We start from the raw sequence: 21831 nt of genomic DNA, 5'->3' as shown, positions 1-21831 counted from the left end.
AGCAGCGGCTGTGTCGACCAAGGTCGACACCTACCGGTAGTCGCCAACCTTGGTTGGCGCTCTTGCCGCCTCACCCCGCGCTGCCGCCCAGTGCCTTGAACAAGGTCACATCGTTGTTCAGCTGGCCCTGGCGCACGCGCGCCAGCGACAGCTCGGCATCGCGCCGGGTCTGCTGCGCTTCCAGCCAGGTGCGCAGGTCGGTGGCACCCACGCGGTAGCGCACTTCCTGCGCCCGTTCCACTTCCACCGCTTCGTCGTACGAAGCCTGCGAGGCCGCCACCTGGCGCGCCAGCTGCTCGCGTGCCGACAGCGCGTTGTCCACTTCCGAGAGCGCGGTATACAGCGTCTTGCGGAAATTGGTCGCGGCGATCTGGTAGGCGGTGCCGGCGATATCGGTATCCAGCTGCGCGCGCTGCAGGTTGAGGAACGGAAGCGACAGGCCAGCGCCCAGCGTGGCCACCGGGTTGCGCAGCACGTCACCCAGCGACGTTGCACTGGAGCCGAGGCTGCCGGTCAGGCTCAGCGCCGGGTAGTACTGGGTAGCGGTCACCTTGATGGTCTTCAGGCTGTTGCGCAGGCGCAGTTCGGCCGCGCGCAGGTCGGGACGGCGACCGAGCAGGTCGGTCGGCAGGCCCTCCGCGATGCTGGGGCTGCTTGCGCCGAGCAGGTCCTGCGGTTCGTCCTGCTGCGGCCAGGGCGTGCCGTCCAGCAGCACGGTCAGTGCATTGCGGGCCTCCACCCGCTGCTGTTCCAGCGCACTCTGCGAGGAACGCTGCGACTGCAGGTTCTGCAGTGCCTGGCGTACTTCCAGGCGCGATACCGCACCGGCGTCGAAGCGGGCCTGGACCAGTTCGCGGGTACGTTCCAGCCGCTCCAGGTTGGCCTGGCCGGTGGCGATGGATTGGTTGAGATAGGCCAGGTTCCAGTATTGGTTGATGGTGTCGCTGATCACCAGCAGCGCGGTGTTCTGCCGGTCTTCCTCGCTGGCCTCGGCTTCCCAGCGGGCGATGTCGCGCTGGGTGCGCAGGCGGCCCCACAGGTCCACTTCCCAGCCCAGCGAGACGCCGGTGGAATAGCTGCGGCGCCAGTCGTCGGCCTGGTCGGTGGCGCGGCTGGCGCTACCACTCACACCTGAAGACGAAGGCTGCGGCCACAACGCGTTGCTGGCCAGGCCGGCCTGCAGGCGCGAACGCTGCACGGCCAGGCCAGCGGCGGCAAGATCGCTGTTGGCGGCCAGCGCCTGCGCCACCAGACGGTCGAGACGTTCATCGCCGAAACCGGTCCACCAGGTGTCCTGGCGGATGTCGCGGCCCGGAGTATCCAGGCTGCTGCGCGGATCGTCGGCGGGCGCATTGAGGGTGGCATCGCCACGACCGTAGGTCGCCGCCACGTCGGGGGCCTGCACCGGATAGCGGCCCATCGATGCGCAGCCGGACAGGGCGAGCAGTACAGCGCCCGCCAGCAGCAGGCGCGAGGGGGCAGGGAAGGGCAGTCGGGTCATCATCTTCATTCGCGGGCCAGGGCCTCCACCGGGTCGAGCTGCGCGGCGTTACGCGCGGGCAGGAAGCCGAACGCCACGCCGATCAGGGTCGAGCAGGCAAAGGCGGCGACGATCGAGGCGGTAGAGAACAGCACCTGGAAGTCGCTGGCGAAGCGGCCGATCATCGAGCCCAGCAGCAGGGCCAGGCCGATGCCGAGCACGCCGCCGAGCAGGCACACCAGCACTGCTTCGATCAGGAACTGCTGGCGGATATCACTCTGCCGTGCACCGACGGCCATGCGCACGCCGATCTCACGGGTACGCTCGGTCACCGACACCAGCATGATGTTCATCACACCGATACCACCGACCAGCAGTGCGATGGCGGCGATGGCGCCGATCAGCAGGGTCATCGTGCGCGTGGTCTGCTCGATGGTCTGGCGGATCTCGGCGCTGTTGCTGAGGAAGAAGTCCTCGGTGCCATGGCGCATGGTCAACAGTCGGGTGATCGCTTCCTGTGCGGCATCCATCGGCGTGGCGTCGTCCACGCGCACGGTGATGCTGGACACGTGGCTCTGGCCGAGCATGCGCGACATCACCGTGGTGTACGGCAGCCACACGCTCAGGCTGGTGCTGCCGCCGAACCCGAAGCTCTGGCGCTTGGCCACGCCGACCACGCGCGCCGGCACGTTGCCGAGCAGGATCACCTGGCCGATCGGATCGACATCGGGGAAGAACTGGGTCTGGGTGTTCTCGTCGATCACCGCCACCTGGCCGAGGCCCTTCACCGCATCGGCATCGAAGAAGCTGCCGCTGAGCAGGGTCACGCCCTTGACCCGGAAGAACTGCTCGCCGACGCCGCTGACCTGGGCGGTGGAGGACTGGTTGCGGTAACGCGCGGTGACCGAGGTCGACACGCTGGGCGTGGAGCTGTCGACGTAGCTCTGCCGGGCCAGCGCATCGGCATCACTGGCTTTGAGCGTCTGCACGCGGGCCGAGCGCATGTCGCCGAAACCACGGCCGGGGTAGACATCGATGGTGTTGGTGCCGAGCGCGCTGATGTTCTGCAGGATCTGCTGCTGCGAGCCGTTGCCCAGCGCCACCACCGAGACCACCGAGGCGATGCCGATGATGATGCCGAGCATGGTCAGGAAGGTGCGCAGCCGATGTGCATTCATCGCCAGCAACGCCATGCGGAATGCTTCGGTGAAGCGGTCGCGCGCGGCCCGCCAGCTGTTGCCGCGGGCGACGCCGGTGCTGGCCTCGCGCTGCGCGCGGTAGGTCGGTGCATTCGGATTGGCGCGGTCGGCGATGATCTCGCCGTCGCGGATCTCGATGATGCGCTGCGCGTGTTCGGCCACGCTCATGTCGTGGGTGACGATGATGATGGTGTGGCCTTCGGCGTGCAGCTCGCCGAGGATCGCCATCACTTCCTCGCCGGATTTGGTGTCCAGCGCGCCGGTCGGTTCGTCGGCCAGGATCACCTCGCCGCCGTTCATCAGGGCACGGGCGATCGACACGCGCTGCTGCTGGCCGCCGGACAGCTGGCCCGGCTTGTGGTGCATGCGGTCGCTCAGGCCCAGCCGCTGCAGCAGCTGCTCGGCACGCGCGTTGCGCACCGGGCCGGGGCTGCCGGCGTACACCGCCGGCACTTCCACGTTGCCGCGCGCATCGAGGTCGCCCAACAGGTGGTAGCGCTGGAAGATGAAGCCGAAATGCTCGCGGCGCAGTTCGGCCAGCTCGTCCGGCTCCATCTTCCCGGTTTCGCGGCCGGCCACCTGGTAGCTGCCACGGGTGGGACGATCGAGGCAGCCGAGGATGTTCATCAGCGTCGACTTGCCCGAGCCGGACTGGCCGACGATGGCCACCATCTCACCGGCGTGGATGTCCAGGTTGACGTCGCGCAGCACGGCGATCACATCGTCGCCGGCCGGGAATTCGCGTCGCAGGTCGCGCAGGCGCAGCAGCGGCGCCGTCGTGCTCATCGGCGCCCCATGCCCGGGCCACCGACCCGCATCTGCATGCCGCCGCGGTTGCCGCCGCCGGCGCTGGCACCGGCCGCACCGGCTTCGCCGACCACCACGCGCTCGCCTTCCTTCAGTCCCGACAGGATCTCGGCCGAGGCGCCGTTGTTGATGCCCACGGTAACCTTGCGCGGCTGCGGCTGGCCCTTGTCGTCCAGCACCCGCACCATGCGCTCGTCGCCACGGCGCTTCGGCCCCAGTGCCACTGCCGGCACCATCAGCACGCCCTTGGCCTGCTTCAGCAGTACCGAGACCTGTGCGGTCATGTCGATGCGCAGGGTGCCATCCGGATTCTCCACGTCGAACAACGCGTTGTAGTAGACCGCGCTGCTGGAACTGGAACTGGACGAACTGCTGGAACTGGACGAACTCTCGTTGGCGATCGAGGCCGGCGCCGGATTGATCTGGCGCAGCGTGGCGTGGTACTTGCGGTCCGGGTCGCCCAGCGTGGTGAAGTACACCGGCATGCCGGCCTTGATCTTGACCACGTCGGCCTCGGAGATCTCGGCATTGACGGTGACCACGTCCAGCCGTGCCAGCATGACGATGGTCGGTGCGGTCTGGTTGGCGTTCACGGTGCGACCTTCCTCGGCCACCACCGCCACCACGGTGCCGTCCATCGGCGCGGTGATGCGGGTGTAGGCCAGGTTGGCGCGGGCGGTGCCCAGCTCGGTTTCGCGGCCCTTGATCTGCGCCTCGTAGGACTGCAGCTGGGCACGGGCGGTCTTCAGCTGCGCCTCGGCGGCATCGTATTCCTGGCGCGAGGTGGCCTCGGCGGCCAGCATCTGCTGCTGGCGCGCGAATTCCAGTTCGGCCTGGCGCAGGGTGGCCTGCTGCACGGCGCGCTGGGCGGTGACCTGGTCCAGCGAGGCCTGCGCATTGAGCACCTGGTTCTGCTGGGTGGTGGCGTCGATCTCGGCGATCAGGTCGCCTTCCTTCACGGTGTCGCCCAGCTGCACCTTCAGCGACTTGATCTGGCCCGAGGCCTGGGCACCGACGCTGACCAGCTTGTAGGCGTCGATCACGCCAGTGGCTTCCACCGTCTGCTCGATGTCACCGCGGCTGACCGGCGTGGTCGCCACCGCCGGGGCGGCGGGCTTGCGCAGCAGCCACCAGGCGGCTGCGGCAACGGCAAGGGCGAGCAGGGCGATCAGTATCAGGCGACCCCGGCGGGTCGCGGGCAGCAGGCGGAACGTCACGTCGTGGCTTCACTCTCGGGGCCGCGGTGGCGGCGTTGGTGGGCATTGTGAAGACCGGGCGATGGGCGGCTCAATCCTCGGGGTATGTCTCTATGTAACACTGTCGGTGAATACGCGTAACCACAGGTATCCCGCCCATGGCTGGATACACTGGTACGCATTGCCCCGGATGCGGTTCAGCTGCCGACACGGGATGATCGCGACATGGAGACTGAAAACACGATGCATCGACTGCTGATCGTCGACGACGACAACGACATCCGCACCCTGCTGGCCGAACAGCTCGGCCGGGCCGGCTACCAGGTGAGCACGGCCGCAGACGGCACCGCCATGCGCCAGCTGCTGGACCGCGAACACGTGGACCTGATCGTGCTCGACCTCAACCTGCCGCGCGAGGATGGCCTGACCCTGTGCCGCGACCTGCGCGCGCGCTCGAACACACCGGTGATCATGCTGACCGCGCGTGCCGAGCCGATCGACCGCGTGCTGGGCCTGGAAATGGGCGCCGACGACTACCTGGCCAAGCCGTTCGAACCGCGCGAGCTGCTGGCACGCATCCGCAACGTGCTGCGCCGGACCGAGGCGCTGCCGGCGAACCTGGAGCCGCTGGCGGTGCGCCGTGCGCGCTTCTCGCGCTGGGTGTTCGATCTGGAGCATCGCCACCTGGTCGATCCGGACGATCGCGTGGTGGTGCTGTCCGGCGCCGAGTTCCGCCTGCTGCGGGTGTTCATCGCCCACGCCAACAAGGTGCTGTCGCGCGAGCAGCTGGTCGCGCTCAGCAGCGGCCGCAACTACGAGGCACAGGACCGCGCCATTGATCTGCAGGTCAGCCGGCTGCGCAACAAGCTGGGTGACGACGGTGGCCCGGACGGACTGATCAAGACCGTTCGCAACGAAGGCTATGTACTGGCCTCCTCGGTGAACCTGGAATAAGCCGCGATGAAGCGCCTGCGCCATTTCCTGTCCTCGATGGTCGGGCGGTTGTTCGTGATCCTGCTGCTGGGCATGAGCGTGGCCGCGATCGGCGCGACCATGCTGGCCACCTCCAAGCGCCAGCAGGAGTTCGAGCGGCAGAACCTGAACCGCATCGCCGACCGCCTCCAGGGCTACGTCAACCTGCTCGACGGCAACCCCGAACTGCGCGAGCGCCTGCTCGAAATCGGTGGGCCGAGCGTGCGTGCGCTGCAACCCGGCGCACGCCTGGGGCGGGCCGATACCGCGTTGATGGAAGTACTCGATGACCGGCCCGGGCCGGTCGCACGCGCGCATGTGCACTTCGCTTCGTTCCGCTCCTGCATTCCCAAGCTGCAGGACCTGCTGCCCCCGCCGCCACCGGGGCATCGAAAGCATCCGCGCGAACGTGATCCGGCGTTCATCCCGCCCAAGTGCCGTGCGGTCGACGTGACCCTCAACGACGGCACGCTGCTGAAGCTGGCGCTGGATTCGCCGGCGGTGGCACACAACGGGATCCTCGCCGTGGACCCGTGGTTCCTGACCCTGCTGGTGCTCGCGATTGCGGTGCTGGCCTATATCGTCGCGCGCATGGCCAGCGCGCCGCTGCAGGAACTGGCCGCAGCCGCCGAAGACCTGGGCGACGACCTGCAGCGCGATCCACTGCCGCTGCGCGGCCCGCGCGAAGTGCAGCGCGCCGCCGAAGCCTTCAACGCCATGCAGCATCGCCTGCAGCGGCACCTGGCCGAGCGCACGCAGATGCTGGCGGCGATCACCCATGACCTGCAGACCCCGCTGACCCGGCTGCGCCTGCGCCTGGAGAATGTCAGCGACGAGGTGCTGCGTGAGCGCCTGATCGGCGATCTGGCCGCGATGCAGGCGTTGGTGCGCGAAGGCCTGGAGCTGGCGCGCAGCGCGGAGAGCGCCGAGCAGCGCGCCGCACTGGACCTGGATTCGTTGCTGGAGAGCATCGTTGAAGACACGGCCGAGGGCGGCGGAGATGTCGTCTTTGAAGGTGGCAGCGGAGCGGTGTTGATGTTGCGTCCGCTGGCCATGCATCGCCTGTTTTCCAACCTGGTGGACAACGCGGTGATGTATGCCTACCGGGTGCGGGTACGGGTCGAGCGTAGTGGTGGCGCGATCACCGTGGTGGTGGCCGATGACGGCCCGGGCCTGGCCGAGGATCAGCTGGAAGCCGTGTTCGACCCGTTCGTGCGGGTGGAAACCTCGCGTTCGCGCGAAACCGGCGGCGCGGGTCTGGGCCTGACCATCGCCCGCGCCCTGGCTGAGAAAGACGGGGCGCGTCTGTGGCTGCGCAACCGCGTCGAAGGCGGGCTGGAGGCGGTAGTGCAGTGGCCGGCCAGTGCACAGGTGACGCCGCCGGGCCGCGCGGGCTGAGCCTTCGCGGCTGGCGATGGTGACGCCGTGGGCCGGGTTTGGCCTATCATCTGCGCATCTTCCCAGTTCCCCCCCGATGAGCCAGCCCGTTCCCGCCGGCATGCCGTCCCGCGCTGCCCGGCAGTTCCCGCATGCTGCCAGGCCCGGCAGCCCTGCCTGGCCGCCGCCGCTGCACTGATGGCCGGACAGGGGGACATCGCGCGCTGGGTGGAGCGCTGCGGATCAGATATCGGTCGATGGCTGCGACAGGGCCTGCTGTGGCTGCTGCTGGCCCTTGCACTGCCGGTGGCAGCGCAGGAGGGGGCTCCGCCACTGCGCGACTACGCCATTGATGTATGGACGTCGCGCAACGGCCTGCCTCACAACTCGCTGCGCGACATCGCGCAGACCCCCGAAGGCCACCTCTGGTTCGCCACCTGGGAAGGCCTGGTGCGTTACAACGGGCTGGATTTCACCGTGTTCGACCGCAGTACCCGCCCGGGCCTGCGCGACAACGGCATCGGCGCGCTGTTCGTCGACCGCCAGGGGGGGCTGTGGATCAGTGATTCGCGGGGCAATGTCAGCCATCGCGGCAATGACGGCCAGTGGCGGGTCTGGGAGCACCAGGCCGATACCCCGCAGGTGCTGATCCAGTCCATGCAGATGGACAGCCGGGGGCGCCTGTGGCTGCTGTACGAAGGCAAGGGACTGGGTTACCTGGTGCCCGACAAGGGCATCGTCTACCAGGCGCCGCCGGCTGACCTGCCGATGGCGATGAGCTTCACCAAGCTGGTGGTCGATGCGCAGGACCGGGTCTGGGTCGGCACCCTTGACGGGCTGGTGCTGCGCGACAACGACGGCGTGCTCAAGCGCGCGCCGGCTGCATGGGGCCTGGGTGCGGGCAGTGGCCTGTCGTGGCCGTACCGCGCGCCGGATGGCGCGTTGTGGATCGTCGCCGGCGAGCGCCTGTACCGGGTGGAGGATGATCAGCTGGTGCTGATGCACCGCCTGCCGGGGCAGCTGCACCTGACCTCGATGCTGCAGGATCGCCATGGCGACCTGTGGCTGGGCACCGAGAACCAGGGCCTGCTGCGGATCTCAGCGCATGGCCTGGAGCGCCTGCCGGCGGGTCTGAACCTGCCGGGTGGGCGCGTGGTCAGCCTGCGCGAGGATGCCGAGGGCAGCATCTGGGTGGGTGCCAACGGTGGCCTGTACCGCCTGCGCGAAACACTGTTCAGCAGCTACACCGAGCGCGATGGCCTCAGTGGCGACTATGTGCGCACCGTGTTCGAGGACCGCGATCGCCAGCTGTGGGTCGGCAGTGCCAGCGGCCTCGACCTGCAGACTGCTGATGGCCGCTTCCGCGCGATGCCGCTGCACAACCGCGGCGGCAAGGCACCTTCGGTGCTCAGCCTGGCGCAGGGCCCGGACGGTGACCTGTGGGTCGGAACGTTCGGTGATGGCGTCTACCGTCTTGGCCCCGATGGCCGGCTGCGGCACAACTATGCCGCCGCCGATGGCATGCCGGGCGGCAACATCCGCGCGATCAGCGTGGACCCGCAGGGTGTGGTCTGGGCCGGCACCCAGAAGGGCGTGGTCCGCATCGACGGCGACTGCGTGCAGGTATCAAGCGTTGCGGGTATGCCCAGCGGCCTGATCACCGCGCTTGAGCACGATCACCAGGGCAACCTGTGGATCGGCACCATCGAGGGCATCCGCGTACTGCGCGGCGACCACGTGCAGTCGATCGACCTCGCGCCGATGGGCGGGGGCCGCAGCGTGTTCGGCTTCCATCAGCTGGGTGACGCGATGTGGATCAGCAGCGACCGTGGCCTGTACCGCTGGCGCAACAGCACGCTGGCACGGGTGGGGCTGGAGCAGGGCATGCCGGTGGATGCGGTGTTCCAACTGGTGCCGGATCGCCTTGGCAACGTGTGGATCAGCAGCAACCGCGGCGTGCTGCGCACCGACATGGCCACCCTCAACGCCGTGGCCGATGGCCGCGCACCCCGGGTGGTGGTGGAGCGCTACAACGAGATTGACGGCATGGCCAACGCGCAGGCCAACGGCAGCTCCGGGCCATCGGCGATCCTGCGCCAGGACGGCACGTTCTGGGTGGTCACCGCCGGAGGCCTGAGCACCGTCGATCCGCAACGCCTGCAGCGTTTCCGCGAGCGTCTTTCACCGCCGGCAGCGATTGAAAGCGTGCAGGTGGATGGCGCACCGGTGCATTGGGAAGGCCCGGACCGCAACTACATTCCCGGCGGTCGCCGCTTGGCGGTGAGTTATGTCGGCCTGAGCTACCTGATGTCTGACCGGATCCGCTACCGCACGCGGTTGGACGGCCTGGATACGGGGTGGGTCGAACGCGGCCCGCAGCGCAGCGTGGAGTTCGTTGGCCTGCCGCCGGGCGACTACATCCTGCACGTGGCCGCTGCCCATCCGGGTGGCAGCTGGGGCCAGCAGGAAGCGGTATGGAGCTTCACCGTGGAGCCGTTCTGGTGGCAGCGACGCAGCGTGCAGGTGCTGGGTGGCCTGTTGCTGCTGGCCGCGCTGGTGGCGCTGTACCGGCTGCTGCTGCAGCAGCTGAAGGCCAGCAACCTGCGCCTGGCACGGCGCGTGGACGAGGCGACCTTCGACCTGCAGGCCAAGACCGTGCACCTGCAGGCGCTGAACCAGGAAAAGACCGAACTGGCCGAGCGCCTCGCACGCCAGGCCGAGGCATTCGAACGGCAGGCCCGCGAGGATGCACTGACTGGCCTGGCCAACCGCCGTGCTTTCGATGAAACGCTGGCGCGTGACTTCGCGCGTTCGCAGCGCAGCGGTCATCCGCTGTGCCTGGTGGTGCTGGATATCGACCACTTCAAGGACGTCAACGACCGCCACAGCCACAGCATCGGCGATGCCGTGCTGGTGCAGGTGGCGCGGTTGATCGCCGCCGCCAGTCGCGACTCGGACCTGCCGGCGCGCACCGGCGGCGAAGAGTTTGCGCTGCTGCTCAACGACACCCGCCTGGAGGAAGCCGCACAGCTGTGCGCGCGCCTGCGCGGCCTGTTCCATGACCACCCCGACTGGGCCGGCGTGGACGGACTGCGCGTGACCTTCAGCGCAGGGCTGGTGGAGCTGGATGCCGACGACCGCACCCCGGCACTGCTGTACCAGCGCGCAGATCGCGCGTTGTACCGCGCCAAGAGCGACGGCCGCGATCGTACGAGTATTGGTTGATCGCATCCACGCATGACGTGGATCTACCGTCCGGTGAGTGGTGGGTGCGGACCGTTGGTCCGCACTGCGTGGATGCGGTTGCGCCGTTGGCTGGCTTACCGCGGCCAGGCGTTGGCGATGGTGCAGAACAACCGCGCGGTCTGCTCGGTGTCATACACCGCGCTGTGTGCCTCGTTGGCATCCCAGCCCAGCCCGGCGGCGGTGGCCGCACGCGCCAGCACGGTCTGACCGTAGGCGATGCCGGCCAGGGTCACCGTGTCGAACACGCTGAACGGATGGAACGGGTTGCGCTTGTGGCCGGTGCGCGCCACCGCTGCATTGACGAAGCCGAGGTCGAAATGCGCGTTGTGGCCGACCAGGATCGCGCGCTGGCAGCCGTACTTCTTCATGGCCGCGCGTACCGGGCTGAAGATGTGGTCCAGCGCCGCCTTCTCTTCCTTGGCCAGCCGGAACGGGTGGTCGAGGATGATGCCGGTCACTTCCAGCGACTTCGGGTCGATCTCCAGGCCCTCGGCCGGCACCACGTGGGCACTGGCGGTCTGGCCGGGGTAGAGCAGGCCGTTCTCGTCCATCTCGATCGGCACCGCGGCGATCTCCAGCAGCGCGTTGCGCTGGCTGTCGAAGCCGCCGGTTTCCACGTCCACCACCACCGGCAGGAAGCCGCGGAAGCGTTGTGACATCGCGCGCTGCGCCTGGGGGACTGCGGAATCGGGAGCGGCGGCAGGTGCGGGGGTGGGGTCAGTCATGCGTGAATTCTAGCAGAGCGACCCTGAGCGCCCGGCCAGCCTTCGGTGCATGCGTTCCCTGCGCGGGCGTGTGTCGACCAAGGTCGACACCTACCGGGGCACCGCGCGCTCAGCATTCCGGTAGCTGCCAACCCTGGTTGGCACACGGTGCGCCGACCAGGGTTGGCGATTACCGGACTGCTGGCCGTGCAGGCGTGGCCGAGGGAGACCACCGCGCCAACCACGCATCCACGCTCAGCCTGCCGGCGCCGGTGAAGATCAGCGGCAGCAACATGGCCATGAACAGCACCGGCAGCTTGAAGTTGCCGAAGCCCTGGTCAGTGATCGCGTAGCCCATGGCCAGGTCGGCCAGCGAGTTCCATTCCATCGGCCAATGCACCGCATAAGTGGCCACTACGGTCAGCACCAGCAGACTGGCGGCGGCAAACCGGGTGCCGAAGCCAACCAGCAGGCAGGCCGCGCCAATCAGCTCGAACCAGGTGGCAAGCTGCCAGTTCAGGGTGGCCGGCAGCTGGTCGAACGGGAACGGGAAAGCGTCCTGCAGGTCGGCGAACCAGTTCTGGCCGCGCAGCTTTTCGCGGCCGGATTCGAAGTATTCCCAGGCCAGCAGCAGGCGCAGGCCAAGCGGCGCCAACCAGGGGGCGAGACGGTCCAGCTGGCCGCGCGCGGCGGCCAGGGTCGGAAGGTTCATCGGTGGTTCTCCGGGGGGAAGGGGCGTCAGCCAGGGACTGTGAGCGGGCCGATCACGCCGGCCTGCAGGAACTGCTGCAGCAGTGCAGCACCGGGTTCGGCCAGCGCCTCCTCAGCCAGGCCGTGCGCGGCGGCCAATTGCCGCAGATAGGCATGTCCATCGAGGCCGGGTTGTTCGCCGATGCTGGACAGCAGGTATACCGCCAGCGGGCTGAGTGCGGCGAAGCGCACTTCGCCGTCAGCCTCACGGCGCACCAGCAGGCCGGTCGGCTCGGTGGGCGGCTGCATTGGTGCATCCTCGGCACCCAGTCGGTGCACCGGCCACTGGTACAGCAGCGGCCACGCCAGGGGTGAGCGCTGCAGCGGTACCTGCAGCGGATCGATGTCGCCGGGTGCCGGCAGCGGCTCGGCCTGCAACTGGTACAGCGCGGTCTCCACCCACTCGTAATGAGCGAGTTCGGCCAACGCCGGGTGCGGCAGCTGCGGCTGTGCCCGCAGCCACTGCACGAATTCGGCGGCCAGTTCGGTGAACAGCGGTGTCTGGCAGCGATGGGTGGCGAAGTAGTGGCGCACCAGGTCGCTCCAGGCCGGTTCGCCGAGCAGGCGCACGCAGACCGGGAAGCCGTTGCTCAACAGGCCCAGCAGATTGTTGAACAGCAGCCGTTGGTACACCGCGACCCGGCGTGGCTCCAGCCCGACCGGCGGTGGCACACCCTGCGGATCGCGCAGGTGTGCGGTGAACGCATGCTGCTGTGCGCGCAGAGTGTGGGAGGTATCAGCCATGGGCGATCCCGGCATGGCTGGACTGCAGGCGGCGGATGGTCTGCAGTTCGCCCTGCAGCTCGGCGTACGGGGGGAAGTTGAAATCGCGTTCGAGCAGGGTGGGGCGTGGGCCGATGCGCGCGTAGGTACGCGCCAGCAGCTCCCAGACCGGGTCGATCACCGCGCTGCCATGGGTGTCGATCTTCAGGTCCGGTGCCTCGTCCAGGTGCCCGGCCACGTGCAGGCAGACGATGCGCTCTGCGGGCAGCCCGGCAATGAAGCTGTCGGCATCGTAGCCGTGGTTGCAGGCGTTGACGTAGACATTGTTGACGTCGAGCAACAGGTCGCAGTCGGCTTCGGCGAGCACGGCATTGGTGAAGGCCAGTTCGTCCATCGCCGGCTCCGGCGCCAGGTAGTAGGACACGTTCTCCACCGCGATGCGGCGACCCAGCAGGTCCTGCACGTGGGTGATGCGTGCGGCGGTATGGCGTACGGCTTCGTCGGTGAACGGAATCGGCAGCAGGTCGTACAGGTGGCCGTCGTCGCTGCAGTAGCTCAGGTGCTCGCTGTACAGCGGCACGCGGTGCTTTTCCAGGAACTGGCCGACCTGTTCCAGCAGCTGCGTATCCAGTGGCGCGCTGCCGCCCAGCGACAGCGACAGGCCGTGGCAGCTCAACGGATGGCGCTGCGCCAGTTCGGCCAGTGCATCCCCGGCGGGACCACCGACATGGATCCAGTTCTCCGGCGCGCATTCGAGGAAGTCGAAGTCACCGGCCGGCGCATCGCGCAGATCCTGCAGCAGCGCCCGGCGCAGCCCCAACCCGGCGGCCGCCGCACTAAGCGGCGACCGCTGGTGGACGGCGCTGGCGCGGACGTCAGTGCTTGGCACCGCACTTGCCTTCGCCGCACTTGCCCTCGGCCGACTTCTTGTCGCCGCTCTTGGCCTTGGCGCCTGCCGCAGCACCGGCGGCCTTGCCCTTGTCGGCGCCGCACTTGCCTTCGGCACTCTTGCCGTCGGCACCACATTTGCCTTCGGCGTGCTTGGTCGCGTCCGCGGCCATCTTGGTGTCCGCTGCCTTGGCATCGGTGCTGGCCTTGGCGGCCTGGCCAGCGACCAGATAGCCCTGGGCCAGGTCGCTCATGCTCAGGGCCGAGGCACTGGCGGTCATGCCCAGGCCGGCGGCCAGGGCGGTAGCAGTCAGCAGGGACAGGGTCTTGTTGGAACTGCTCATCGGTGGTGCTCCTGGGTGGTGTGGGCGGTTGCCCGGGTCGCCGGCAGGGATGCCGGTGGAAGCGATGGTGCAGCGATCCTACTCAACGAATCCTCGCCAAGACCTCAAATTTTCGTGAGGTTTGTTACAGAAGGGGAACACGGTTTCCGGTAGATCCACGCCATGCGTGGATGAATTGCCGGAATGCCCAGAAACAAGAAGGCCGCTGTCACCAGGACAGCGGCCACCTTGGAGTCAACTCCGGTGTTGCAGTGCAGCGTCAGGGCTGGCCGGTGCTGGAGGTTTCGTCGCGTTTTTCACGCGGCGGCAGCGGCTGCTCACCGTGCACCAGGAACCACACGTTCTCGGCGATGTTGGTGGCGTGGTCGCCCACGCGCTCCAGGTTCTTGGCCATGAAAAGCAGGTGCGTGCAGGGGGTGATGTTGCGCGGGTCTTCCATCATGTAGGTCAGCAGCTCGCGGAACAGCGCGGTGTACTGCGCGTCCAGGCGGGCGTCGTCCTCGCGCAGCGCCAGCGCAGCGTCGGCATCGTTGTCGCGGTAGGCGGCAATGGCGCGGCGCACCTGCTGCGCGGCCAGGCGACCCAGCGCCCGCAGGCCCTGGATCTGCGGCAGCGGCGGCACCTTGCCCAGCGCGATCGAACGCTTGGCAACGTTGGCCGCATAGTCGCCGATGCGCTCGATGTCGGCCGGGATGCGCAGGCCGGCCAGGATCTCGCGCAGGTCGCGCGCCATCGGCCCACGCAGCGCCAGGCGCATCACGTCATGGCTGATCTGCTGCTCCAGCGCATCGATCGCTTCGTCGTTGGCGATGATGCGATGGGCGGCGTTCTCGTCGCGCTTCTCGATCACGTCCATCGCCGCTTCGAGCTGAGCGACGGCCATCTCGCCCATGCGCACGATTTCGGCCACCAGCCGCTGCTGTTCTTCGTCGTAGCTCTTGACGATGTGGTCGTTGGGAAGATTCATGGTCTGCAATCCGGGTAGAGCCAGGCCATGCCTGGCTGGCGTGATTTGTAGAGTCGAGCCACGCTCGACTGACATTGTCTGTCTGTCGACTGACGTTTCAGCCGAAGCGACCGGTGATGTAATCCTCGGTCTGCCGCTGCGACGGCTGCGAGAAGATCACTTCGGTGCGGTCGTGCTCGATCAGGTCGCCCAGGTACATGAAGGCGGTGTAGTCGGACACGCGCGCGGCCTGCTGCATGTTGTGGGTGACGATGACGATGGTGTACTCGTGCTTGAGCTCTTCCACCAGCTGCTCGATGCGGCTGGTCGAGATCGGATCCAGCGCCGAGGTCGGCTCGTCCAGCAGCAGCACCGACGGGCGCAGGGCCACGGCGCGGGCGATGCACAGACGCTGCTGCTGGCCACCGGACAGGCCCAGTGCGCTCTGCCCCAGCTTGTCCTTCACTTCGTCCCACAGTGCGCCCTGGCGCAGTGCCTGCTCGACGCGGTCGGCCATGTCGGCCTTGCTCAGCTTCTCGTGGTGGCGGATGCCGTAGGCCACGTTCTCGAAGATGGTCATCGGGAACGGCACCGGCTTCTGGAACACCATGCCGACCTTGCTGCGCAGGCGGTTCATCGGGTACTTCGGCGACAGGATGTTCTCGCCGTCCAGCAGCACTTCACCACGCGCCTCCAGCTTCGGGTACAGCGCGTAGATGCGGTTGAAGATGCGCAGCAGGGTCGACTTGCCGCAGCCGGAGGGGCCGATCAGCGCGGTTACGCGCTTTTCCGGGATCTCCAGGTTGATGCCCTTCAGGGCATGGAACTTGTCGTAGTAGAAGTCCAGTCCACGCGCAGCCAGCTTCACCGGCGACGGCGTGTGCAGGCTCTCGTGCGAGGACGGCACGGCGATGCGCTGCATCGGCACGGCGTTGGAAAGGTCGTTCATGGCGTTATCCACGGAAAGGTCAGTCATGGGAGATACGGTTGCGCAGCAGGATGCCGCGGGCGGCAAGGCTGACCAGCAACACGAAGACAGTCAGCACCAGGGCACCGGCCCAGGCCAGCACCTGCCAGGATTCATACGGGCTGCCGGCGAACTGGTTCATCACCACCGGCACCGAGGCCATCGGCTGGAAGATGTTGTTGTTCCAGTACTGGTTGCCGAAGGCAGTGAACAGCAGCGGTGCGGTCTCGCCGGAGATGCGGGCCAGCGCCAGCAGGATGCCGGTGATGATGCCGGCCGAGGCACTGCGGTACAGCACCTGCACGATCACCTTCCACTGCGGGATGCCCAGCGACAGGGCCGCTTCGCGCATCTGCGAGGGCACAAGGCGCAGCATTTCGTCGGTGGTGCGCACCACCACCGGCAGCACGATGAAGGCCAGCGACAGTGCACCGGCGAACGCCGAGAAGTTGCCGCCGGTCTGCATCACGTACAGCGTGTAGACGAACAGGCCAAGCACGATGGATGGGGCCGACAGCAGGATGTCGTTGACGAAGCGGACCACGGTGCCGGCCTTGCGGGCGTTGCCGTACTCGGCCAGCCAGGTGCCGGCCAGCACGCCCAGCGGGGTGCCGATGGCGATCGCCAGCGCACACATCACCGCACTGCCGAAGAAGGCGTTGGCGAGACCGCCTTCCTGCATCGGCGGCGGCGTCATCTTGGTGAACAGATCCCAGTTGATGCCGGCCAGGCCCTTGGAGGCCAGGGTGAACAGGATCCAGCCCAGGAAGAACAGGCCGAACAGGGCGGTGGCGCAGGAGGCGGTGATCGCAACGACGTTGCCGATGCGACGGCGCAGGTACAGCGAATCAGCGGTGGTGGACATCAGTTGCCCTCCTTGCGGGACAGGCGCATCAGCATCAGGCGGGCGATGGCCAGCACCACGAAGGTGACGATGAAGAGGACGAAGCCGAGCAGCAGCAGGGCCGAGCGGTAGGTTTCAGTGGCTTCGCCGAAATCGTTGGCGATCAGCGCGGCGATGGTGGTGCCCGGTTCCAGCAGCGACGGCGACAGACGCACGCTGTTGCCGATCACGAAGGCCACCGCCATCGTCTCGCCCAAGGCGCGGCCGAGGCCGAGGAAGATGCCACCGATCACCGCCGAGCGGGTGTAGGGCAGGACGATGTCCCAGCTCACTTCCCACTTGGTGGAGCCCAGTGCATAGGCCGATTCCTTCAGGCGGGTCGGCACGGTCAGGAACACTTCGCGCATCACCGAGGAGATGAACGGAATGACCATGATGGCCAGCACGAAACCGGCGGTGAGCATGCCGATGCCCAGCGGCGGACCCTGGAACATCGGGCCGATGATCGGCCATTCGCCCAGCGTCTCGTTGAGGAACGGGGTGACGTACTCGGTCATCACCGGCACCAGCACGAACAGGCCCCACATGCCGTAGATGATCGAGGGAATGCCGGCCAGCAGTTCGATGGCGGTACCGACCGGGCCACGCAGCCAGCGCGGCGCGACTTCGGTGAGGAAGAAGGCGATGCCGAAGCTGACCGGCACGGCGATGACCATCGCGATGAGGGCGGTGACCAGGGTGCCGTAGATCGGGGCGAGGGCGCCGAACTTGTTTTCGACCGGATTCCAGTCGGCGGAGAAGAAGAAGCTCAGGCCCTGCATCTGCAGGGCATGGCGGCCGCCCCACAGCATCGACAGCGCGGCGCAGGCCAGCGCGATCAGGACGAAGATGACGGTGCCGACCAGCACCCATCGGAACAGTTTGTCGTTGCGGGCATCACGCGCATCACGCGTGGACGGGGCGGCTACAGGCTGGGCGATGGCATTCATGGGGACGGCAGGGCCAGGAAGGGGCGGGGCGGCACGGCGTGGAAGAAGCGGTGCCCGCTCGGGGCGGGCACCGTCGTGTCCATCACTTCAGGTCGGTCGCCCAGTAGGCCTCGATCTGCTTGACCAGTTCGGCCGGCAGCGGCACGTAGTGCAGCTCGTTGGCCTGGGCCTGGCCGTTCTCGAAGGCCCACTTGAAGAAGGCCAGGGTGTCCTGGTTGCGCTTGGCGTCCTTCGGCTGCTTCTGCATCAGCATGAAGTTGGTGGCGGTGATCGGCCACGCCTGCTCGCCCGGGGCGTTGGTGATGACCAGGTTGAAGTCCTTGGCGCTGGCCCAGTCGGCGCTGGCGGCCGCAGCGCCGAAGGTTTCCGCGCTCGGCTCGACCCAGTTGCCGGCCGCGTTCTGCATCGCGGTGTACGGCATGCCGTTCTGCAGCGCGTAGGCCAGTTCGACGTAGCCGATCGAGCCCTTGATCTGCTTCACGTAGGAAGCGACGCCTTCATTGCCCTTGCCACCGACGCCGTCCGGCCACTGCACCGAGGTGCCTTCGCCGACCTTGCTCTTCCACTCCGGGCTGACCTTGGACAGGTAGTTGGAGAAGTTGAAGGTGGTGCCCGAACCGTCCGAACGGTGGACCAGGGTGATCTTGCCGTCCGGCAGCTTCACGCCCGGGTTGGCGGCGACGATGGCCGGGTCGTTCCAGGTCTTGACCTTGCCCAGGAAGATGTCGGCCAGCAGGGCGCCGCTCAGGCGCAGCTTGCCGGTTTCCAGGCCTTCGATGTTGACCACCGGCACCACGCCGCCGATGGCGGACGGGAACTGGGCCAGGCCGGCCTGGGCCAGCTCTTCGCTGCTCAGCGGCTTGTCGGAGGAACCGAAGTCGACGGTGCCGGCCTTGATCTGGGCGATACCGCCACCGGAACCGATCGACTGGTAGTTGATCTTGGCGCCGGTGCTGGCGTTGTAGTCAGCCGACCACTTGGAGACCAGCGGGAAGATGAAGGACGCGCCCGCGCCGGACACTTCGGCGGTCACCTTGGCACCGGCAGCGGCCGGGGCGGCGGCACCGTCGGCAGCCGGCTGCTGCGCGGCCTGCTTGTCGCCACCGCAGGCCGACAGGCCCAGGGCGATGGCCAGGGAAAGGGCGGCGAGGCCGGCCGAGTGCAGTTTCATGGTCACTCCATAGCGGGGTAGAGCCGACGGCGTCGGCGGATGCGGCTATGAAATGATGTTTTTGTTACAGCCGTATTACGACCATGACAGAGGTGTCCTGGATCACGTTCTGACAAGGGTTTCACGGGGTTGGCCACGGTCCGGGAGACCCCCGGAGACCCGGGATCTGCGCACCGATATGACCGCCGGTTGGCCGTGCAGCGTCGAGCTTGCTCGACTGCCTTTGGCCCTTCGTAGAGTCGAGCTTGCTCGACTGATGTCCACCGCGAGCAGTCGAGCAAGCTCGACTCTACACGCCCGTGCGCCGCAAACGAGAAAGGCGCGAGATCTCGAGGATCTCGCGCCCGGGTGGGATCGGCGGGGGAGAGAGGACCCGCCGATCCCGTTCCTGCGGGGGAACGCGCTTGCTTACTTCAGGTTCTGCGTCCAGTAGGTCTCGATCTGGCGGACCAGGCTGTCCGGCAGCGGCACGTAGTCCAGCTGGCGGGCCTGGGCGTCGCCGCTCTTGTAGACCCAGCGGAAGAACTCCTGGGTGGCCTTGCCGTTGGCAGGGTTCTTCGGCTTCTTGTGCACCAGGATGAAGTTGGTGGCGGTGATCGGCCAGGACTCGGCGCCCGGGGCGTTGGTCATCACCAGGTAGAAGTCCTTGGCGCTGGCCCAGTCGGCGCTGGCAGCGGCGGCAGCGAACGACGCGTCGCTCGGCTGCACGAAGCGGCCGGCGGCATTCTTCATCGCGGTGTACGACAGCTTGTTCTGCAGCGCGTAGGACAGTTCGACGTAGCCGATGCCGCCCTTGATCTGCTTCACGTAGGCAGCAACGCCTTCGTTGCCCTTGCCGCCGATGCCGGCCGGCCACTGGACCGAGGTGCCTTCACCGACCGAGCTCTTCCACTCCGGGCTGACCTTGGACAGGTAGTTGACGAAGTTGAAGGTGGTGCCCGAGCCATCCGAACGGTGCACGACGGTGATCTTGGCGCTCGGCAGGGTCACGCCCGGGTTCAGTGCGGCGATGGCCGGGTCGTTCCAGGTCTTGATCTTGCCCAGGAAGATGTTGGCCAGCACGGTGCCGTCCAGCTTCAGCGCGCCCGGGGCGATGCCGGCAACGTTGACCACCGGCACCACGCCGCCGATCACCGACGGGAACTGCGCCAGGCCCGCAGCAGCCAGTTCTTCCGGCTTCAGCGGGGCGTCGGATGAGCCGAAATCAACGGTCTTGGCCTTGATCTGGGCGATACCACCGCCGGAGCCGATCGACTGGTAGTTGACCTTGTTGCTGGTGGCGGCGTTGTAGTCGGCCGACCACTTCGACATCACCGGGTAGATGAACGAGGCGCCCGCGCCGGTGATTTCAGCGGCGTTGGCGGCGAACACGGACGACGCTGCGAAGACGGCAACGGCAACGCGCGACTTGAAGGCGTGGATCACGGGGTGGCTCCTGGGTTGATTGGGATGCGGGGTTACCCGCCCGGCGCACATTCCATAACGGTTCGATGACAGCGCAGGGACCGTTGTATGACGCAACCGTTACAGCGCTGCCCGGCGCCCGCACAGCCAGGGGCGTGAAGGTTCTAAGTGCTGCGGGCAACGTGATGACCATGCGCCGGAGACGGACGTGGCCCGGTTGCGATCACGTTCTACATGTCGCTGATGGACTGCCCGGTGTGGTCGTCAATGCCATCCCGGCCTGGCATTCCGCAGTGATGCCGCGTCATCCACACGAAACCATCAATGCAGGTGAGCGCTGCGCGGCGGTCGGCCCGGGCCGGGACGCTGATACGTGACGCCATATGCCGCAAGGGATCGACAAGCATGTGGCGGCAAATGAGTCGTACGCATGACCGCACGAAGAAATCTGTGGTTGGTGCTCAGGTTGTCATTCGGCTGTCATGGTTTTAACGGAATGTTCGCAAAACGCTTGACCGGCCTGCCGGCGTGGCGTTCTGCCCAAGCCATTCCAACCCTCTGGAGAAATCCAAAATGCGTTCCCATTTGCTCGCCGCCGCGGTCGTTGCAAGCCTCGGTCTGGTTTCCGCCGACGCCTTCGCAGCTCCCGCCAGCACGGGCGTATCCCAGGCACAGCTGCAGCAGCTGCAGGCGCAGATCGCTGCCCTGCAGGCCCAGGTCCAGCAGTTGCAGAACGATTCGCAGGCGCTGCAGGCACAGTCCGATGCGCAGTCCGAAGTGAACATCACCCAGGCCCAGGCCCTGGAAGGTGCGCAGAAGACCCAGACCAGCGTCGACAAGCTGGCCAAGCTGGTCAATGACAACAAGATCGGCGGTCGCATGTTCTTCGACCTGACCAACATCGACAAGACCAGCAACGGCAAGGATACCGCCGCCAGCGGCACCGGTCTGGACGTCAAGCGCTTCTACCTGACCGTCGACCACAAGTTCAACGACATCTGGTCGGCCAACCTGACCACCGACTTCCAGTACAGCTCGGCCATCGGCAACACCGAACTGTTCGTCAAGAAGGCCTACGTGCAGGGTAGCTTCGACCCGGCCTTCAACCTGCGCGTCGGTGCCGCCGACATGCCGTGGATTCCGTACGTCGAGAAGTTCTACGGCATGCGTTATGTCGAGAACACCCTGACCGATCGCCTGAAGTACGGCAACTCGTCCGACTGGGGTCTGCATGGCTTCGGCAACCTGGGCAACAACTTCAACTACGCGGTCTCGGTCGTGTCCGGCGCCGGTTACAAGAACCCGACCCGCAGCAAGGGCATGGACGTGGAAGGCCGCGCGGCCTATACCCCGAACGAGAACTTCGTGGTTGCCGTCGGTGGCTACAGTGGCAAGCTGGGCAAGGAAACCGACATCCAGAGCGCCGAGAACACCTACACCCGCGCCAATGCGATGGTGGCCTACGCCAGCAGCGACTTCCGCGTCGGTGGCGAGTACTTCCAGGCCAAGAACCTCAACAACGTGATGACCGTTGCCACCGACAAGACCAGCGGCTGGTCGGTGTGGGGCAGCGTGCGCGTCACCGACGGCGGCATCAACGTGTTCGGTCGTTACGATGACACCGACGTCAGCAAGACGCTGGACCCGACCCTCAGCGACAAGTACTGGAACGTCGGCGTCGAGTTCCCGGTCATGAAGAACCTCAAGCTGTCGACCGTGTACAAGTACACGCACCTGGCCAACGCCAGCGACAAGAAGAACGACAAGACCAAGGAGTTCGGCGTCTGGGGCGACCTGTCGTTCTGATGTCCTGAAGCACTCTTG

General features: G+C 67.0%; 18 protein-coding genes. 4 read left to right on the top strand and 14 right to left on the bottom strand.

Annotation, left to right across the window (positions count from 1 at the left end):
* Window positions 1-70: 70 nt before the first annotated feature.
* The 3 genes from ACMZ91_RS03120 to ACMZ91_RS03110 are packed head-to-tail and all read right to left on the bottom strand — an operon-like array spanning window position 71 to window position 4703.
* Entirely contained in the window at window positions 71-1510 is a 1440-nt protein-coding gene (locus tag ACMZ91_RS03120; RefSeq protein ID WP_414577574.1) for an efflux transporter outer membrane subunit, read from the bottom strand.
* Window positions 1507-3465, bottom strand: a complete 1959-nt coding sequence (locus tag ACMZ91_RS03115) for a MacB family efflux pump subunit (protein WP_032127910.1) — start codon at window positions 3463-3465, stop codon at window positions 1507-1509. The genes ACMZ91_RS03120 and ACMZ91_RS03115 overlap by 4 nt, the downstream gene beginning before the upstream one ends.
* The gene (locus ACMZ91_RS03110) at window positions 3462-4703 is read right to left on the bottom strand and encodes an efflux RND transporter periplasmic adaptor subunit (RefSeq protein ID WP_032127909.1); all 1242 of its coding nucleotides are present in this window, start codon (window positions 4701-4703) and stop codon (window positions 3462-3464) included. The genes ACMZ91_RS03115 and ACMZ91_RS03110 overlap by 4 nt, the downstream gene beginning before the upstream one ends.
* Before the next feature lie 204 nt (window positions 4704-4907).
* Here ACMZ91_RS03110 and ACMZ91_RS03105 point away from each other — a divergent pair, with 204 nt between their 5' ends.
* The 3 genes from ACMZ91_RS03105 (at window position 4908) to ACMZ91_RS03095 (ending at window position 10256) form a co-directional block, all read left to right on the top strand.
* Window positions 4908-5636 (top strand): response regulator, encoded by a 729-nt coding sequence (locus ACMZ91_RS03105; RefSeq protein ID WP_005408779.1) that lies wholly within the window; start codon window positions 4908-4910, stop codon window positions 5634-5636.
* A gap of 6 nt (window positions 5637-5642) precedes the next feature.
* On the top strand, window positions 5643-7052 hold the full coding sequence (locus ACMZ91_RS03100) for an ATP-binding protein (protein ID WP_032127908.1): 1410 nt from the start codon (window positions 5643-5645) through the stop codon (window positions 7050-7052).
* A gap of 177 nt (window positions 7053-7229) precedes the next feature.
* The gene (locus ACMZ91_RS03095) at window positions 7230-10256 is read left to right on the top strand and encodes a two-component regulator propeller domain-containing protein (RefSeq protein ID WP_414577571.1); all 3027 of its coding nucleotides are present in this window, start codon (window positions 7230-7232) and stop codon (window positions 10254-10256) included.
* A gap of 95 nt (window positions 10257-10351) precedes the next feature.
* Here ACMZ91_RS03095 and rnt read toward each other — a convergent pair whose 3' ends face one another.
* From rnt to pstS (ACMZ91_RS03040), 11 genes are all read right to left on the bottom strand, one after another.
* Entirely contained in the window at window positions 10352-11002 is a 651-nt protein-coding gene (gene rnt / locus ACMZ91_RS03090; protein ID WP_414577569.1) for a ribonuclease T, read from the bottom strand.
* Between the two features lie 169 nt (window positions 11003-11171).
* A complete protein-coding gene (locus ACMZ91_RS03085; RefSeq protein ID WP_317216878.1) occupies window positions 11172-11693 on the bottom strand; it encodes an HvfX family Cu-binding RiPP maturation protein in 522 nt (173 codons plus the stop codon).
* A gap of 26 nt (window positions 11694-11719) precedes the next feature.
* Window positions 11720-12475 (bottom strand): HvfC family RiPP maturation protein, encoded by a 756-nt coding sequence (locus tag ACMZ91_RS03080; protein ID WP_414577566.1) that lies wholly within the window; start codon window positions 12473-12475, stop codon window positions 11720-11722.
* The gene (locus ACMZ91_RS03075; protein WP_277779361.1) at window positions 12468-13343 is read right to left on the bottom strand and encodes an HvfB family MNIO-type RiPP peptide maturase; all 876 of its coding nucleotides are present in this window, start codon (window positions 13341-13343) and stop codon (window positions 12468-12470) included. The genes ACMZ91_RS03080 and ACMZ91_RS03075 overlap by 8 nt, the downstream gene beginning before the upstream one ends.
* On the bottom strand, window positions 13330-13686 hold the full coding sequence (locus tag ACMZ91_RS03070) for an HvfA family oxazolone/thioamide-modified RiPP metallophore (RefSeq protein WP_032127903.1): 357 nt from the start codon (window positions 13684-13686) through the stop codon (window positions 13330-13332). Before ACMZ91_RS03070 ends, ACMZ91_RS03075 begins: the two co-directional genes overlap by 14 nt.
* Before the next feature lie 259 nt (window positions 13687-13945).
* Window positions 13946-14653 (bottom strand): phosphate signaling complex protein PhoU, encoded by a 708-nt coding sequence (gene phoU, locus ACMZ91_RS03065; RefSeq protein WP_008265615.1) that lies wholly within the window; start codon window positions 14651-14653, stop codon window positions 13946-13948.
* A gap of 97 nt (window positions 14654-14750) precedes the next feature.
* Complete coding sequence (pstB, locus tag ACMZ91_RS03060) at window positions 14751-15581, bottom strand: phosphate ABC transporter ATP-binding protein PstB (RefSeq protein ID WP_005408788.1); 831 nt, start codon at window positions 15579-15581, stop codon at window positions 14751-14753.
* A gap of 19 nt (window positions 15582-15600) precedes the next feature.
* Window positions 15601-16464 (bottom strand): phosphate ABC transporter permease PstA, encoded by an 864-nt coding sequence (pstA, locus tag ACMZ91_RS03055; RefSeq protein WP_414577564.1) that lies wholly within the window; start codon window positions 16462-16464, stop codon window positions 15601-15603.
* Window positions 16464-17432 (bottom strand): phosphate ABC transporter permease subunit PstC, encoded by a 969-nt coding sequence (gene pstC / locus ACMZ91_RS03050; RefSeq protein WP_008267250.1) that lies wholly within the window; start codon window positions 17430-17432, stop codon window positions 16464-16466. Before pstC ends, pstA begins: the two co-directional genes overlap by 1 nt.
* 82 nt (window positions 17433-17514) lie before the next feature.
* Window positions 17515-18603 carry a phosphate ABC transporter substrate-binding protein PstS gene (gene pstS / locus ACMZ91_RS03045; protein ID WP_049463601.1) on the bottom strand — a complete coding sequence of 363 codons (1089 nt, stop codon included), beginning with the start codon at window positions 18601-18603 and terminating at the stop codon, window positions 17515-17517.
* Between the two features lie 408 nt (window positions 18604-19011).
* On the bottom strand, window positions 19012-20028 hold the full coding sequence (gene pstS / locus ACMZ91_RS03040) for a phosphate ABC transporter substrate-binding protein PstS (RefSeq protein ID WP_012510552.1): 1017 nt from the start codon (window positions 20026-20028) through the stop codon (window positions 19012-19014).
* A gap of 552 nt (window positions 20029-20580) precedes the next feature.
* Between pstS (ACMZ91_RS03040) and ACMZ91_RS03035 the strand changes: the two genes are divergently transcribed.
* Window positions 20581-21813 carry a porin gene (locus ACMZ91_RS03035; RefSeq protein ID WP_032127900.1) on the top strand — a complete coding sequence of 411 codons (1233 nt, stop codon included), beginning with the start codon at window positions 20581-20583 and terminating at the stop codon, window positions 21811-21813.
* Window positions 21814-21831: the final 18 nt, after the last annotated feature.

Source organism: Stenotrophomonas sp. FR024 (genome assembly GCF_047500745.2).
Classification (GTDB): Bacteria; Pseudomonadota; Gammaproteobacteria; order Xanthomonadales; family Xanthomonadaceae; genus Stenotrophomonas; species Stenotrophomonas maltophilia_A.
This window is presented reverse-complemented; position numbering and strand designations above follow the sequence as displayed.

Coding starts and splice junctions, on each gene's coding strand:
- ACMZ91_RS03120 (WP_414577574.1), bottom strand. CDS start 1,510: ATGAAGATGATGACCCGACTGCCCTTCCCTGCCCCCTCGCGCCTGCTG.
- ACMZ91_RS03115 (WP_032127910.1), bottom strand. CDS start 3,465: ATGAGCACGACGGCGCCGCTGCTGCGCCTGCGCGACCTGCGACGCGAA.
- ACMZ91_RS03105 (WP_005408779.1), top strand. CDS start 4,908: ATGGAGACTGAAAACACGATGCATCGACTGCTGATCGTCGACGACGAC.
- ACMZ91_RS03100 (WP_032127908.1), top strand. CDS start 5,643: ATGAAGCGCCTGCGCCATTTCCTGTCCTCGATGGTCGGGCGGTTGTTC.
- ACMZ91_RS03095 (WP_414577571.1), top strand. CDS start 7,230: ATGGCCGGACAGGGGGACATCGCGCGCTGGGTGGAGCGCTGCGGATCA.
- rnt (WP_414577569.1), bottom strand. CDS start 11,002: ATGACTGACCCCACCCCCGCACCTGCCGCCGCTCCCGATTCCGCAGTC.
- ACMZ91_RS03085 (WP_317216878.1), bottom strand. CDS start 11,693: ATGAACCTTCCGACCCTGGCCGCCGCGCGCGGCCAGCTGGACCGTCTC.
- ACMZ91_RS03080 (WP_414577566.1), bottom strand. CDS start 12,475: ATGGCTGATACCTCCCACACTCTGCGCGCACAGCAGCATGCGTTCACC.
- ACMZ91_RS03070 (WP_032127903.1), bottom strand. CDS start 13,686: ATGAGCAGTTCCAACAAGACCCTGTCCCTGCTGACTGCTACCGCCCTG.
- phoU (WP_008265615.1), bottom strand. CDS start 14,653: ATGAATCTTCCCAACGACCACATCGTCAAGAGCTACGACGAAGAACAG.
- pstB (WP_005408788.1), bottom strand. CDS start 15,581: ATGAACGACCTTTCCAACGCCGTGCCGATGCAGCGCATCGCCGTGCCG.
- pstA (WP_414577564.1), bottom strand. CDS start 16,464: ATGTCCACCACCGCTGATTCGCTGTACCTGCGCCGTCGCATCGGCAAC.
- pstC (WP_008267250.1), bottom strand. CDS start 17,432: ATGAATGCCATCGCCCAGCCTGTAGCCGCCCCGTCCACGCGTGATGCG.
- pstS (WP_049463601.1), bottom strand. CDS start 18,603: ATGAAACTGCACTCGGCCGGCCTCGCCGCCCTTTCCCTGGCCATCGCC.
- ACMZ91_RS03035 (WP_032127900.1), top strand. CDS start 20,581: ATGCGTTCCCATTTGCTCGCCGCCGCGGTCGTTGCAAGCCTCGGTCTG.